This window comes from Microcoleus sp. Pol12A5, from assembly GCF_036701435.1.
Taxonomy (GTDB): Bacteria; Cyanobacteriota; Cyanobacteriia; order Cyanobacteriales; family Microcoleaceae; genus Microcoleus.
In genome coordinates, this window is record NZ_JAUBQU010000141.1 from 1 (window position 1) to 13,956 (window position 13,956).

At 45.9% G+C, this 13,956-nt stretch carries 14 protein-coding genes; 6 read left to right on the forward strand and 8 right to left on the reverse strand.

What is annotated here, in order from left to right; translation table 11 throughout:
* Window positions 1–1,208: tetratricopeptide repeat protein (locus QUA45_RS24795; protein ID WP_333222396.1), on the reverse strand; the 1,208-nt coding region annotated here is incomplete at its 3' end.
* 252 nt (window positions 1,209–1,460) lie between these two features.
* Here QUA45_RS24795 and QUA45_RS24800 point away from each other — a divergent pair.
* From QUA45_RS24800 to hisC, 4 genes are all read left to right on the forward strand, one after another.
* Entirely contained in the window at window positions 1,461–2,522 is a 1,062-nt protein-coding gene (locus QUA45_RS24800) for an esterase-like activity of phytase family protein (protein WP_333222398.1), read from the forward strand.
* Between the two features lie 172 nt (window positions 2,523–2,694).
* The gene (locus QUA45_RS24805; protein ID WP_333222400.1) at window positions 2,695–3,546 is read left to right on the forward strand and encodes an alpha/beta hydrolase; all 852 of its coding nucleotides are present in this window, start codon (window positions 2,695–2,697) and stop codon (window positions 3,544–3,546) included.
* Window positions 3,543–4,256, forward strand: a complete 714-nt coding sequence (locus tag QUA45_RS24810) for a glycerophosphodiester phosphodiesterase family protein (RefSeq protein WP_333100002.1) — start codon at window positions 3,543–3,545, stop codon at window positions 4,254–4,256. The genes QUA45_RS24805 and QUA45_RS24810 overlap by 4 nt, the downstream gene beginning before the upstream one ends.
* A gap of 73 nt (window positions 4,257–4,329) precedes the next feature.
* Window positions 4,330–5,376, forward strand: a complete 1,047-nt coding sequence (gene hisC, locus QUA45_RS24815) for a histidinol-phosphate transaminase (protein WP_333222402.1) — start codon at window positions 4,330–4,332, stop codon at window positions 5,374–5,376.
* A gap of 74 nt (window positions 5,377–5,450) precedes the next feature.
* Here hisC and QUA45_RS24820 read toward each other — a convergent pair whose 3' ends face one another.
* The 7 genes from QUA45_RS24820 to QUA45_RS24850 form a co-directional block, all read right to left on the reverse strand.
* Window positions 5,451–5,936 carry a type II toxin-antitoxin system VapC family toxin gene (locus QUA45_RS24820; protein WP_333222404.1) on the reverse strand — a complete coding sequence of 162 codons (486 nt, stop codon included), beginning with the start codon at window positions 5,934–5,936 and terminating at the stop codon, window positions 5,451–5,453.
* Window positions 5,930–6,247, reverse strand: coding sequence for an antitoxin family protein (locus QUA45_RS24825; protein ID WP_333100008.1), 318 nt, complete (start codon window positions 6,245–6,247; stop codon window positions 5,930–5,932). The genes QUA45_RS24820 and QUA45_RS24825 overlap by 7 nt, the downstream gene beginning before the upstream one ends.
* A 46-nt stretch (window positions 6,248–6,293) precedes the next feature.
* Window positions 6,294–7,094 (reverse strand): class I SAM-dependent methyltransferase, encoded by an 801-nt coding sequence (locus QUA45_RS24830; RefSeq protein ID WP_333222406.1) that lies wholly within the window; start codon window positions 7,092–7,094, stop codon window positions 6,294–6,296.
* Between the two features lie 142 nt (window positions 7,095–7,236).
* Window positions 7,237–8,877, reverse strand: a complete 1,641-nt coding sequence (locus tag QUA45_RS24835) for a 2-isopropylmalate synthase (RefSeq protein WP_333100010.1) — start codon at window positions 8,875–8,877, stop codon at window positions 7,237–7,239.
* 181 nt (window positions 8,878–9,058) lie between these two features.
* Window positions 9,059–9,580 carry a LabA-like NYN domain-containing protein gene (locus tag QUA45_RS24840; protein WP_006633075.1) on the reverse strand — a complete coding sequence of 174 codons (522 nt, stop codon included), beginning with the start codon at window positions 9,578–9,580 and terminating at the stop codon, window positions 9,059–9,061.
* 342 nt (window positions 9,581–9,922) lie between these two features.
* Window positions 9,923–10,573, reverse strand: a complete 651-nt coding sequence (locus QUA45_RS24845) for a response regulator transcription factor (RefSeq protein ID WP_333038438.1) — start codon at window positions 10,571–10,573, stop codon at window positions 9,923–9,925.
* A gap of 649 nt (window positions 10,574–11,222) precedes the next feature.
* On the reverse strand, window positions 11,223–11,648 hold the full coding sequence (locus QUA45_RS24850; RefSeq protein WP_333100022.1) for a ferredoxin: 426 nt from the start codon (window positions 11,646–11,648) through the stop codon (window positions 11,223–11,225).
* A gap of 258 nt (window positions 11,649–11,906) precedes the next feature.
* On the opposite strand from QUA45_RS24850, the gene groES reads away from it, so the two are divergent.
* Entirely contained in the window at window positions 11,907–12,218 is a 312-nt protein-coding gene (gene groES, locus QUA45_RS24855) for a co-chaperone GroES (protein WP_333100012.1), read from the forward strand.
* A gap of 138 nt (window positions 12,219–12,356) precedes the next feature.
* On the forward strand, window positions 12,357–13,956 hold a 1,600-nt coding region (gene groL, locus QUA45_RS24860; protein WP_333222408.1), incomplete at its 3' end, for a chaperonin GroEL.

The following is a 13,956-nucleotide window of genomic DNA, read 5'->3' on the forward strand; positions in this document are numbered from 1 at the left end:
TTATCGTAAGCCTTCATCTCTTGATAAACTTGACCGATATTGTCATAAGTGTTCATCAATCCGTAGAAATTGTAAGCCCGCTCTTCTAACAGCAACTGCATTTGATAAATCCGCAAAGTCGGCTCCCACTGCTTTTGCGCTCGATAAAGTAATGCTAATTTATCTAAAGCTTCGCTAGCTTGGGCATACTGTTGAATGGGGACGGCTAAATTGTAGGCTTCCTGATAGTATTGAGCGGCTAAATTGATTTGACCTATGGTTTGGTAATCGCTGGCGATCGCAATTTTGAGCGGTGGTATAGCGCTGGGATTTTGCAGGTTGACATACACAGATGCTAGTTTTTCCCTAGCTGCGATCGCCTTTAGGGGTTGTTTCGACTGCTGGTAAACGTAGGCCAACTGTCTCAGAGTATCTACCTCAGTTGGAGGGGTTACAGGCTGCGGCGGCGCACCGTTTCCCGCAACTACAGCAGAATTTTCCACAGCAGAATTAGCAGCAAATAAAGCGCGGTTTTCCTGAATTAAAGTAGCCAATTCCTCATACACGGGAGCAGCTTTATCGTAACTCAACCAATTGATGTGAATTAGCCCGATCGCCTTCAAAATCTGACCTTCAGCCAATATATCTCCGTTTTGGCGCGCCTTTTCGAGAATTTCTTGGTAAACTTCTACAGTCGGGCCTTTAGCGCGCACCTGCTGAAAAGCCGCAGCGAAGGCGGGGAGCAACTCAGTATTAAGTGGTACTTGTGATTTGACTTCTTTTTGAATTGCTTGCAACCGTTTGGTAATAAGCTGTAGTTCGAGGTTTTTACCATTGCTCCAAGCAACACTTCCCACCCGACTCAAAGCAGCAATTTCCGCCGCGGGGCCCAAATACCTCCGCAGCCGCAATTCTCGGAACCAAATTTCAAAAGCACCAGCGCCGTCTCCAGCTTCCAGTTTAGCCGCTGCTTCTAAGTTTAACTGCTCCAAAGCCGCTGTCAGTTCGTCCCGCTGAGTGCTGCTCAAAGATTCATTAGCGGGAGCTAGGGGATCGGGTGTGGTAATTTCTAGAGGATTAGGAGAAAATTGATCGAGGCCTGGTGGATTAGTTTGGGCGCTAGCAATAGAACCAGCACACAGCCACAAGAAAAGCAAGCACCCAATTGGCACAGAACTTCTCATTCTTAAAATTTGGTTGCCGCGATTCGGCATCTCTTCTGGAAACATCAAGTTTTGCATATCTACAAAACGGTATAAATTATGTCACAAAGATGGCACAAAAGCAAACTGTTCAACAAGAGCAACAAAATAAAACTTACCACACTGAGCAATTCTTTTGATTTAAAGGCGTTGGGGGATCCTCTTCGAGGGCTTCGCCAACGTATTTTACACTTATTTAGTCTAGCCCTAATTCTGTTAACTGTTTGCACAGCTTGCGCCCCCCCTCCCGCAGTTGCAAAAGACCGCTCTTTTCCAGAAATGTCTCTAGAATTTTTGGGAGAGTACGAATTGCCAAAAATCAATTTTGAAGGAGTACCAGTCGGCGGTTTGTCAGCAATTACCTACGACCCCAAAGGTATTAGCGCAGTCAGTTCCAAAGCTTATCGCTTTTACGCTCTTTCCGACGACCCCAGCGAAAACGGAGAAGCCAGATTTTACAGTCTCCGACTCGACATCACATCAAGCGATCCATCAAATATTCGCCTAAAAAAAGTTACCGTTGAAGGCGTTACATCCCTCAAAAAAGCAGACGGTGAAACCTTCTCTTGGGGTTCCATCAATCCCGAAGGCATTGCCCTTTCTCCCCGCAATTCAGTATTTGTCGCCAGCGAAGGCGTCACTCATGTTGGTATCCCTCCTTTTCTCGGTGAATTTGACCTCAAAACAGGGCAAATGCGGGGAAAATTGCCGATACCCAAGCGCTATATTCCCGATGCCAGCGATGAAAAACAGCAGCAAGGAGTGGTGGACAATTTAGGTTTTGAATCTTTAACCATCGACCCAGAAACCTTTAGTCAAGGCGGTCTCGATCCGTTTCGTTTGTTTGCAGCTACGGAAGCGCCGTTAATGCAAGATTTAGACCCGGAACAGGTAAGCAAACTCCGTCTTTTACATTATATTATCGTCGATAAAACGCCGCAATTAGTCTCAGAAAATCTTTATACCCTCGACCAAGTTCCCATGACTATTTTGAACGGTTTAACAGAATTAGTAACTGTCGGTGGCGGTCAGATTCTGAGTTTAGAACGTTCTTTTGGGCTGTCGGGATACGGCGCTAGGATTTATCAAGTAGCGGTTGGGGCGGCTACAGATACTTCGAGAATCCAGAGTTTTAAAGGGCGAGTGGCAGTCGAACCTGTTAAGAAAAAGTTGCTGCTAGACTTAAGCCAACTCGGAATTCCGCTGTACAATTTAGAAGGGATGACCCTCGGCCCGCGCTTGCCAGATGGCAGCCAGAGTCTAGTTTTGGTCAGCGATGATAATTTTGATGAAGCGCAGAAAACTCAGTTTATCTTGTTGAGTTTGAAGGGCAAAGGTTAAGTTAGAAGGGCGGGCTATAAGCCCACCCTACAAGAAGATTTATTCTTTGTGAAACAGGAATATTGCCTGTTTATGAAAACAGTAGAAGAAAATTCACTATTTGTGGAACAGGCATCTTGCCTGTTCGTAAAAAAGTTCAATCAAATTTCTCCAACTATAAAACCCCCTAATCATGCCAATTCGTAATACTTTGCACCTGCCCAGAATGGAACTTTCATACCTAGAATGGAAGCCAGAAACAGGTAAAAAAGTTCCGCGTTTGCTGTTGTTACACGGTTTAGCAGATAGTGCGTCTGTCTGGAATAGCTTGGGCAATTATTTCTCCAACTACTATCATATTGTAGCGCCAGATATGCGCGGTCACGGAGAGACTAGCCAACCGAAAACCGACTATACTTTTGAAAGTGCGATCGCAGATTTAGAAGCTTTGATGGCACATCTCAACTGGCCAGATGCCCACATTTTAGGACATTCTTGGACGGGCAAACTAGCACCGATTTGGGCGAGGCAAAATCCCGATCGCTTTTGCAGTATGATTTTAGTAGACCCCATCTTCATCACCAAACTGCCCGCCGCGATGAAACTCACCCTGCCAATTGTTTACCGAAAATTAGACTGTCTCAAATGTGTGGGCCCGTTTGCGACTTTATCCCAAGCAGAAGCAGCAGCAAAACAATCGGGAGAATACGCAGATTGGAGTGACGTGCAACAAATGGTATTCCAACACCAAATCGAACAAAAATCAGACGGAAGTTGGGGCAGTAAATTTGCGATTGCAGCAAGAAATCAGATATTTTCAGAAGTGATGAAAGTGGCCGGTTTAACTGAAAATATTGAGATACCGACTTTGTTTGTACAGCCGGAAAAAGGCGTAAATCGCATGGATTGGCAAATGCAGCCATACAAGAGATACTTGAAAAATCTTACCGTTGCAAAAGTACCGGGGAATCATTGGTGTTTTTTGACTCAACCAGAAACTTTTAATCAAACTGTGGCAGATTTTTTAGAGGGTACAAGACAGTGAATTTAGAAATTATCGCACATCGGGGATTTTCGGCGATCGCCCCCGAGAATACTTTAGCAGCTTTTGAATTGGCGATCGCCCGTGGAGCTCATTCGATCGAATTTGACATCCAGCTATCCGCCGACAACGTACCAGTGATTTTTCACGACGCCACATTAGATAGAATCACGGGAGTTTCTGGCAAAGTTAGGGAAAACACTCTGTCTCAATTGCAAACACTTAATGCGGGAAAATGGTTTAGCGATGAATTTTCACAACAAAAAATTCCTACCTTAAAAGAATCATTAGCTATCCTCAAAAATGTTGACAAATTTCTTTACTTTGATGTCAAGCCGCACTGCGAGTGGTCTGATGCAGATGTCGCGGCTTTTGTCAATACTTTGAAGGGCGCAGAGATCCAACATAAATGCGTTATTACTTCTTTTAACGATGGATTTCTGGAACAAGTGCGGCGGCTATCTGCCGATTTGGCGATCGGACACATTGTTGCTAATCTAGAAGCGTACAAAACTCAATTTGCTCAAGCTGTGGCACATCAGGATAATTTGATTAGCAGTCAGTATCGCGTGTTGCTGGAAAACCCCGCACTAATTCAAGAAAGCCGAAGTCAGGGAGTTGACATTGTGGCTTGGACGGTGGACGATCGAGCGGATATGCAAAAGTTAATTGATTTGGGTATAACGCGGATAGTCACTAATTGTTTGATATAATTTGTTTAACTTGAGATATTGCACCCTTATTAAGAACGGGCAAGATTCCAGTTCCACAAAACTCAATTAATAGATGAATTACTTTCGCAAAAGCATCCACGAAATGTCTGGCTACGTGCCGGGGGAACAGCCACCGCTAGGCACAAAAATTATTAAACTAAATTCTAATGAAAATCCCTATCCGCCTTCTCCCAAAGCCTTAAAAGTGCTTCAGGAAATAGACGGAGAAATGCTGCGGCGCTATCCAGATCCAACTGGCAAACTTTTCCGCATTGCTGCTAGTCAAGTTTTGGGAGTTGCTGACGATTGGATTGTTGTAGGTAACGGCAGCGACGATTTATTAAACTTGATAGTTCGCGCTGTGGGCGAATCTGGGAAACAGATTGTTTGTCCCGCGCCAACCTATCTATTGTACCGCACTTTGGCACAAATTCAAGATGCAGAATTTGTTGAAGTTCCTTATCCCGACGACTACAAGTTACCAGTCGATTTGCTAATAGCAGCCCAGGGTGCAGTGACATTTGTAGCTTCGCCAAACAGTCCATCGGGAACAGCAATATCTGTTGCAGATTTGGAGAAACTGGCTAAAGAGTTATCGGGCGTTCTTGTCATCGACGAAGCTTATGTAGATTTCGCCGAAGACAATGCTTTGAACTTGGCAAAAAAGTACAGTAATGTTATAGTTTTGAGGACGCTTTCAAAAGGTTATTCCCTAGCAGGATTGAGGCTGGGTTTTGCCATAGCCAATCCGGCGCTGCTGGCAGAATTAAATAAAATCAAAGACAGCTATAATGTGGATGCTTTAGCTTATGCAGTGGGGGCGGCTGCGATCGCCGATCGAGACCACAAAATAGCCAACGCCGAAAAGATTAAGGCTTCGCGAGCAAAACTAGCCATTAGCTTCAGGGAATTAGGCTTTGACGTTTGGCCGTCGCAAACCAACTTTTTGTTAGTGCGGCCACCAAACGGCGATGCAGAAAGGATTTATCAAACACTCAAAGTACGGGGAATATTGATTCGATACTTCAATCAGCCGCGATTAGAAGACAAATTGCGGATTAGTGTAGGTACGGAGGAACAGAATCAAATCTTAGTGAAAACTTTGAAAGAAATTCTCTAAATAACGATCGCACTAAAATTAGTTTATAGTGATGACTTTAGTCCTCTAATTTTTATGGAGACTGGCATTCCTGACTACACACAGCTTGAGTACGGATAATTATTAGGATTATCAATAGTCAACCCGGCCGACTGAGCAATATCCAGCAATGGGTTGTCCGCCGAAACAAAAACCAGTCGAGTTTCTGGCGGCGAAAGGAGAGTAGTAGATTGAAAGCGCAAAGCCGACGCTAACTGCACAGAATCATAAGCGCGCAGCGGATGTTGCATCACCAATTCGGTGGCTGTTTCTATCAAAGTTCGATCGATATCTATGACTCGGTATTCATTTTCAAAATCCTCCCTAACTTTTTGCGCAATTAAATCAAAGCGCTGCGCAGACAAACTTCCATCCCGCAGACGGCGTGCAAAAGCGCTGTGTACCTCCACCCAAGTAATCTGACTAATAGCTAAATCGTTATCTGTAGCAGGATCGGTAATCGATAAAATCCAGTCAGTGCCTATTTCAGGCACGTATCGTTTAACTAAAGCGCTAGTATCCAGAAAATAAGCATTTACCACGGGCCCCGATCCTCGATAACGATTTCTGAGAGAGGCTTGCCCGGTAGCGATTCCATTTTTTTCATCAATTCGCGCCACTGCTGCGCGCGCTTGATTAATTCGGCTCGATGGAGCTTACCCTGTTTATTTGGCAAACGCACCAATCCTCGTACATCCATCAACTTAATCGCCTTTTCGCGATCGTCCTTGAGTTCTTCCTGGGAAACTTCCGCTACAATTGTGATTTGCACAGTTTCCCCATCATTCAATGACAAAGGACTCAGAGGACGAAAAACCCCGTTTTCGTAGATAGCAGTAATAGTTTCTGGCATAATTAGCCTCTTAATTAAATGCTGTGACTTATTGTACTTCTTTTAATTACTTCGTTGCCACCACAGCCAAATTCCAAGCCAAGCGCTTCATCAAAGGCAACTTCTTCAAAAAACCATCCAACCCTTCTAACCGAGAGTATTCCGGTTTCAATCTCTCTTGTTCAATGATAATCTTTTTCCAATAACGCTCCTCATTCGGATGCACTTTTTCGATTAAATAAAAGCGCAAAAAAATCCACAGCGATGTCAGCCAAAACGTATCATAAGCCGTCTCGGAAAACAAAGACTTGACACAATTCACAATATTAATATCCAAAGGACTTTCATCCTCCGTCCGCACCTCAGTGGCCATTCTACGGTAAACATTAATCACCGGATTGTGCTTCATCGGGTCCCAAAAACAAGCCTTACCCTCAGGCTTCAGGACGCGGTGCATTTCGCGAATTGCCTTTTCTGGTTCCGGTAAATGGTGCAACAAATTAGAAGCATAAACAATATCAAAACTATTGTCCGGGAAATCCATTGCCATTGCATTCACCGTGCAGCCGTCTATTTTGACGCCGTTTTTCTCAGCCAATTTCAGAGCAACTTCTACCATGCCCTGAGAATAGTCAGCAGCCACACACTTTGCACCTTTTTTAGCAAAATAAACGCTATTTTCTCCCGCGCCACAGCCTAAATCTAACAGGCGTTTGCCTGTAATATCGCCCATTTGCTGGACTATAAATCTATTTTCTGGGGCGGTACAAGCTTCAAAGTAATCATTGACTCGAATGCCGTCAATATCGATTGTGGATGCCCAAGCATCGTGGAATTGTCGTTCTTTTTTTAAAGTTTCGTCTTGCATTTTTCAAGAGTTGGTTATTAGTAAAAACAGTAATTTTAAACCGCAGATAAACCCGGATTAAGGCAGATTAATTGAGATTTATCTGCTTCGATTTGGGTTCGTCTGCGGTTTGTTTCAAGAAAAATGGCTGACAAGAAATTTATCAGCGCTGTGCTTTTGCAACAACTTGATTTCCGATCGCAGTTGGCTGTTCCAAGGCTTTTTCAGGATTAGACTGCAATGCCTGATACAGGCGATTTAAAGCGCTGATGTATGCTTCTGCGGACGCTACGATAATGTCAGTATTGGCTGAGTGACCGGAAAATACTTTGCCTTCGTGCCGCAAGCGAATTGTTACTTCGCCGATCGCATCTATTCCCGCTGTCACCGATTGTACAGAAAACTCGATCAACTCATTGGGTACGTTTACCACCCGGTTAATAGCCCTGTAAATCGCATCCACAGGCCCGGTGCCGATCGCAGCATCGGTCAATTCTTCGCCCGCCGGATTCCGCACAGTGACAGTTGCTGTCGGGCGAGATTTGTCGCCGCAGGAAACTTGCACCAATTCTAACCGGAAAAGTTCCGGTGCTTGGTGCACTTCGTTATTGGCGATCGCCTCTAAATCCCAATCAGTAATCTCTTTTTTCTTGTCTGCCAAATCTTTAAACTTGACAAAAGCCTTATTTAGCTCATCGTCTGCCATTTCAAAACCCAACTCTTTCAAGCGAGTGTGAAATGCGTGGCGGCCGGATAATTTGCCCAAAACGATTTGGTTTTCAGTTAAGCCGATCGACTCAGCGTCCATAATTTCGTATGTCCGCTTATTTTTCAGCACCCCATCTTGGTGAATTCCCGACTCGTGAGCGAAAGCATTTGCCCCGACAATCGCCTTGTTTGGCTGCACCAACATCCCCGTCAAATTGGAAACCAAGCGGGAAGTTTTGTAAATTTGGCGCGAGTCAATATTTGTCAGCGGTTCCTCAGAATCAGCAGGCCTGCCCAAGAACGGATTATAATATTGGCGCCGCACGTAAAGCGCCATTACCAACTCTTCCAGTGCTGCATTTCCCGCCCGTTCGCCAATCCCGTTAATCGTGCATTCTAACTGTCTGGCGCCATTTTTCACGGCTTCCAAAAAGTTAGCAACAGCCAATCCTAAGTCATTGTGACCGTGCACCGAAATAATTGCGCGATCGATATTCGGCACATTTTCCTTAATTCCCCGAATCAAAGCCCCAAATTCGCTCGGAGTCGTGTAGCCGACAGTATCGGGAATATTAACAGTAGTCGCACCCGCTGCGATCGCCCGTTCTAGAACCTGATACAAAAACTCCGGTTCCGATCGACAAGCATCTTCCGGCGAAAACTCCACATCATCCACAAAAGACTTAGCGTAAGCCACCATTTCCGGCACAATTTCCAGAACCTCAGCCCGCGTCTTTTTCAGCTTATACTCCAAGTGAATATCAGACGTAGCCAGAAACGTATGAATTCGCGAATTTGCTGCTGGTTTCAGAGCCTCTGCTGCTGTTTTAATATCCTCCTTTCTCGCCCTCGCTAAACCGCAAATTGTCGGCCCATTTTCTGTGCCAACCGATCGGGCTATTTTTTGGACTGCCTCAAAATCTCCCGTGCTGGTGAAAGGGAAACCCGCTTCAATCACATCTACGCCCAATCTCGCTAACTGGCGAGCGATCGTCAGCTTTTCATCCACATTCAGAGATGCACCCGGAGATTGTTCTCCGTCGCGCAAAGTCGTATCGAAAATAATAATTCGGTCTTGACTTGGTTGAGTTTTCATAGCTCTAAAAAAGTGTTTTCCTGATTTTTACTTGTCCGTTTTTCTGGATTTTTAGCCTCCAGTCACCAGTCCCCTGTCTCGCGCCCATAACGAATAATTAATAACCCCTAACCCATAACTACTGACTAATGACTAATAACTACTGACTAATGACTAATGACTAATAACTACTGACTAATGACTAATAATCCATCTTCTCGATATGTTCCCTAATTTCATTTAGGTCTATATACCTATCTGTAGCATTTCGTAACTCTCTAGCAATCATTCCTTCGGTTGATACCACAGTAATATGAGTATTTTTCGAGCGGAGAAGTTCGATCGCCCGCTCAAAATCTCCATCCCCGCTAAAGAGCACAACTTGGTCGTATTGATCCACGGTATTAAACATATCAACCACAATTTCTATGTCTAAATTAGCCTTTTGAGAATATCTGCCCGAAGCATCGTCGTAATATTCCTTAAGAATTTTAGTGCGAACCGTGTAACCTAGACTGATTAAAGCATCTCGAAATCCCCTTTGATCTTGGGGGTCTTTTAGGCCCGTATACCAGAAAGCATTGATCAAGATGACATTCGGCTGCGAAGTTTTGAAATATTCGAGCACCCTGCGAGGATCAAAAAACCAGCCGTTCTTTTGTTGAGCGTAGAACATATTGTTCCCGTCCACAAAAATAGAAAGGCGGTTCATTAAGTTTGTCATAGAAACTTAGACCTAATAATTGTAGAAAGAAGTTAATCTAAATATCACATTTTAGCAACATGGAGCTAACTGAGGCAATAGATTAAACTTCAGAAAACTCCATCTCCCCAGTATTTCATATTTTCGGCTCTACCGCCAGAGGGTTCTTTTAACCCTCCTTGCATTTGAGCGAGGGGCTCTCACAAACTATACGCCTCGTAACTCAATACCGGCTGCCGTGTCAAGGTTAATGGCGCCTTCAAACTACACTACCGCGCCCACCGCCCTACCGCCAATCAGGCATACCGAAACGCATAGCAGTAGATTTTGCTCCCCTGATTTCATAGCGCAGACTACCTCCGCTCAAGCCTTTTTGCTTTCAAGAGCCCAGCGAGCTAACTCTGTCCGGTTGTGCAGACCTGTTTTACCCAGCATATTGCTGACGTGGCTTTCGATAGTCCGCTGGCTTACATTCATCACGTCTGCGATCTGGCGGTTTGCCATGCCCTGCGCTAGCAACTGTACCACCTTTAACTCAGTGGGAGTCAATTCGACATTGCGGCGCGCCTTAATTTTTGGGCCACTCTCCATACCGGGATTTGAGTGGCGAATCAAGCGGGATGCTGCTTTCAGAGAAGATTCCACTTGGGCTACCAGTTCTTCTGGTTCAAAAGGCTTGACTATATAAACGTCAGCCCCAGTGCTCAAGCCTTTTACTCGGTCTGAACTTTGACCTTTTGCGGACAAGAAAAGAACGGGAATCCAGCTAGTGCGAGGGTCTTCCCTGATGTGTTTGACTAAAGTGTAGCCGTCCATTTCCGGCATCATCACATCGCAGATAATCAAGTCGGGAACTTCTTGTTCTAGTTTTTCCAGAGCGTCTCTGCCGTTTTCTGCTGTAATGACGTTGTAACCCCGAAACTCCAAGTAGTCCTTGACGAGCAAGATCAAGTTGGGGTCGTCGTCAACCAGCATCAGCCGTTTTTGCTCTCCTGAATTATTGTCCTTTGTCATGTTTATTCCCGCTAAAGTATCCCGCACACTTCCTTGTTTTCACTTCTGTTTTTTCCCTCAGTCCCCCGCCACCAGGCTGGGAGTGGAGGACGACGGTCGGCTGAAGGGATGGCGGTGAGGGAAAGCGGGGCGGGTATTACCGCTTTCCAACCTATAATTGACGGCTGTTTGTCAGTGTCTTACGACCTGGAATGCAGCCCAAACCTGTAATGGACGATCGCCCTACCAAGATCAGCCTTGATTGATTGGAGACTCCCTAACAGAGCCCAAGTTAAATAGTTAATCTCGATCGGTTCAATTTCAGGTTAATGCCCCGGTTTTAAATGATACTTCTGATATAGAGAAATTTAAGCAGACTCCCTACTTACGTATTTAACTGCTTTTAGTGTAGTTTGGCAACCTGCTTAGTGTCTGCCACTGAGAAATTTTTGCACAAAATTTCACAGTTCCTCGGATCGATTTTTTTTACTGTACCTTTTGAGAAACCCCAGGATCGCGGGAAGCCGCACAAGTAAGACAAGAACCTAACTACAGTTTTATTGAACTGTAGCAGGTGCGATCGCCCGGACGCCAAACTATCTCAAATTCTCACCCTTAACCTTAAATTTAACACTTTACCTATAACGCTGTACCTTAAACAGCGCTACACTTAAATGTTTGGCTGGGCCTCAGCAGGCACAGGCAAAGGATGAGTCAAGAAAGCGTATTCTTGAACTACCTTTGAGTTTAGGAGATGTTCCTGAATAATTCTCTCAATGACGGGTGGAGTAACGTCGCGATACCACACTCCGTCTGGATAGACTACCATAATCGGGCCAGACGCGCATACTCGCAGGCAATTGGCTTTCGTGCGAAAGACGCAGGTTGGTCGAGTGGCACTTGGCTTGTCCAACCCCAATTCTTGCAAGCGTTTTTTTAAGTAATTCCAAGCCTCCAGACTGGTTTGCCGGTCGCAGCACTTGGGCACGGTTTGGTCGGCACAGATAAAAATATGCCGCTCGATTCGATCGATTCCCAAGCTTTGGACGCAAGCGCTCAAGCCTTGGCTGCAAGATTCCTCGTTATTTTCTGTCATTGTCTTCATCAATCAAAAGTAATTGGTTAGCGATTGAAAGTCATCACCACAGCCCCCACTCCCCCCTCTCCTTGCCTCCAACTCATGCTCGGTTCGGGAACCCGTACTGACAACTAAGTTGCGATCGACCCTGACTAAAGCTAAATTAGCACTCAGGAGTCGAGAGTGCTAATATGTCAGTTGTAAGTAGTCCGCTGTTGCTTTCATCGTGACCCCTGACGACTGACTCACGACAATCTGTAATCTGGAGATTTATTTATGGCAGCAGTATCACTGAGTGTTTCTACCGTTAAACCGTTAGGCGAGCGCGTGTTCGTGAAAGTAAGCGCTAGCGAAGAAAAAACCGCCGGCGGCATCCTTCTGCCCGACACAGCTAAGGAAAAGCCCCAAGTAGGCGAAGTCGCGGCCGTGGGCCCCGGCAAGCGCAACGACGACGGCACCCGCACTGAAATGGAAGTAAAAGTCGGCGACAAAGTTCTCTACTCGAAGTACGCCGGCACCGACATCAAACTCGGCACAGACGAATACGTCTTGCTTGCAGAAAAAGACATTCTGGCGATCGTTAACTAATTAATCATTAGTCATCAGTCCTTAGTCATCAGTCATTAGTTTAAAGCGAACGCCGCCAAACAACTAATGACACGGGACAAATGACTAAAATCCATAATCCCCAATCCAAAATCTCAAACCCTCAAATCCCCAAAAACTATGGCTAAGCGTATCATCTACAACGAAAATGCACGTCGCGCCCTCGAACGCGGTATGGACATTCTGGCCGAAGCAGTAGCCGTAACCCTCGGCCCCAAAGGCCGTAACGTGGTTCTCGAAAAGAAATTCGGAGCTCCTCAGATCGTCAATGACGGTGTTACCATCGCCAAAGAAATCGAACTAGAAGATCACGTAGAAAATACAGGCGTTGCCCTGATCCGTCAAGCCGCTTCCAAAACCAACGACGCAGCAGGCGATGGTACCACAACTGCTACCGTTTTGGCTCACGCAATGGTCAAAGAAGGTCTGCGTAACGTAGCCGCCGGTGCAAATGCGATCGCCCTCAAGCGCGGTGTTGACAAAGCAACCACGTTTTTGGTAGAAAAAATTGCCGAACACGCCAAACAAGTAGAAGATTCCAAAGCCATCGCTCAAGTCGGCTCCATCTCTGCTGGTAACGACGATGAAGTTGGTCAAATGATTGCCAACGCAATGGACAAGGTGGGCAAAGAAGGCGTGATTTCCCTGGAAGAAGGGAAGTCTATGACCACCGAATTGGAAATTACCGAAGGGATGCGCTTCGACAAAGGCTACATTTCTCCCTACTTCGTCACCGACACCGAACGGATGGAAGCGATTCTCGAAGAACCTTTCATCTTGCTGACAGACAAAAAAATTGCTCTGGTACAAGATTTAGTACCCGTGCTCGAACAAGTAGCTCGTTCCGGCCGCCCGCTGTTGATCATTGCAGAAGACATTGAGAAAGAAGCTTTAGCTACCCTCGTTGTCAACAAACTGCGCGGTGTGTTGAACGTGACTGCTGTTAAAGCACCCGGTTTTGGCGATCGGCGCAAAGCTATGTTAGAAGATATCGCCGTATTGACCGGCGGTCAACTAATCACCGAAGACGCCGGTTTGAAACTGGAAAACACCAAGCTCGACATGATCGGCAAAGCCCGCCGCATCACCATCACCAAAGACAGCACCACAATTGTTGCCGAAGGTAACGAAGCCGCCGTCAAGTCCCGCTGCGAACAAATTCGCCGTCAAATGGACGAAACCGAGTCTTCCTACGACAAAGAAAAGCTGCAAGAACGTTTGGCCAAATTGGCTGGCGGCGTCGCAGTGATCAAAGTCGGCGCGGCTACCGAAACCGAAATGAAGGATCGCAAACTGCGTTTGGAAGATGCGATCAACGCTACCAAAGCTGCAGTAGAAGAAGGAATTGTTCCTGGCGGCGGTACAACTTTGGCTCACCTGACTCCTCAATTGGAAGAGTGGGCTAACAGCAGCCTGAAGGGCGAAGAATTGACCGGTGCTTTGATTGTGGCACGGGCTCTGGCTGCTCCTCTGAAGCGGATTGCTGAAAATGCTGGTTTGAACGGCGCTGTGATTGCTGAGCGCGTCAAAGAAAAGCCGTTTAACGTCGGTTTTAACGCAGCGACAAATGAGTTTGTCGATATGTTTGAAGCTGGTATCGTTGACCCCGCGAAGGTGACTCGTTCTGCTCTGCAAAATGCCGCATCTATTGCTGGCATGGTGCTGACAACCGAGTGCATCGTGGTTGACAAGCCTGAACCGAAGGATGGCGCTGCTGCTG

Coding starts and splice junctions, on each gene's coding strand:
- QUA45_RS24800 (WP_333222398.1), top strand. CDS start 1,461: ATGTCTCTAGAATTTTTGGGAGAGTACGAATTGCCAAAAATCAATTTT.
- hisC (WP_333222402.1), top strand. CDS start 4,330: ATGAATTACTTTCGCAAAAGCATCCACGAAATGTCTGGCTACGTGCCG.
- QUA45_RS24845 (WP_333038438.1), bottom strand. CDS start 10,573: ATGACAAAGGACAATAATTCAGGAGAGCAAAAACGGCTGATGCTGGTT.
- QUA45_RS24850 (WP_333100022.1), bottom strand. CDS start 11,648: ATGACAGAAAATAACGAGGAATCTTGCAGCCAAGGCTTGAGCGCTTGC.
- QUA45_RS24830 (WP_333222406.1), bottom strand. CDS start 7,094: ATGCAAGACGAAACTTTAAAAAAAGAACGACAATTCCACGATGCTTGG.
- QUA45_RS24835 (WP_333100010.1), bottom strand. CDS start 8,877: ATGAAAACTCAACCAAGTCAAGACCGAATTATTATTTTCGATACGACT.
- QUA45_RS24825 (WP_333100008.1), bottom strand. CDS start 6,247: ATGCCAGAAACTATTACTGCTATCTACGAAAACGGGGTTTTTCGTCCT.
- QUA45_RS24840 (WP_006633075.1), bottom strand. CDS start 9,580: ATGACAAACTTAATGAACCGCCTTTCTATTTTTGTGGACGGGAACAAT.
- groES (WP_333100012.1), top strand. CDS start 11,907: ATGGCAGCAGTATCACTGAGTGTTTCTACCGTTAAACCGTTAGGCGAG.
- QUA45_RS24805 (WP_333222400.1), top strand. CDS start 2,695: ATGCCAATTCGTAATACTTTGCACCTGCCCAGAATGGAACTTTCATAC.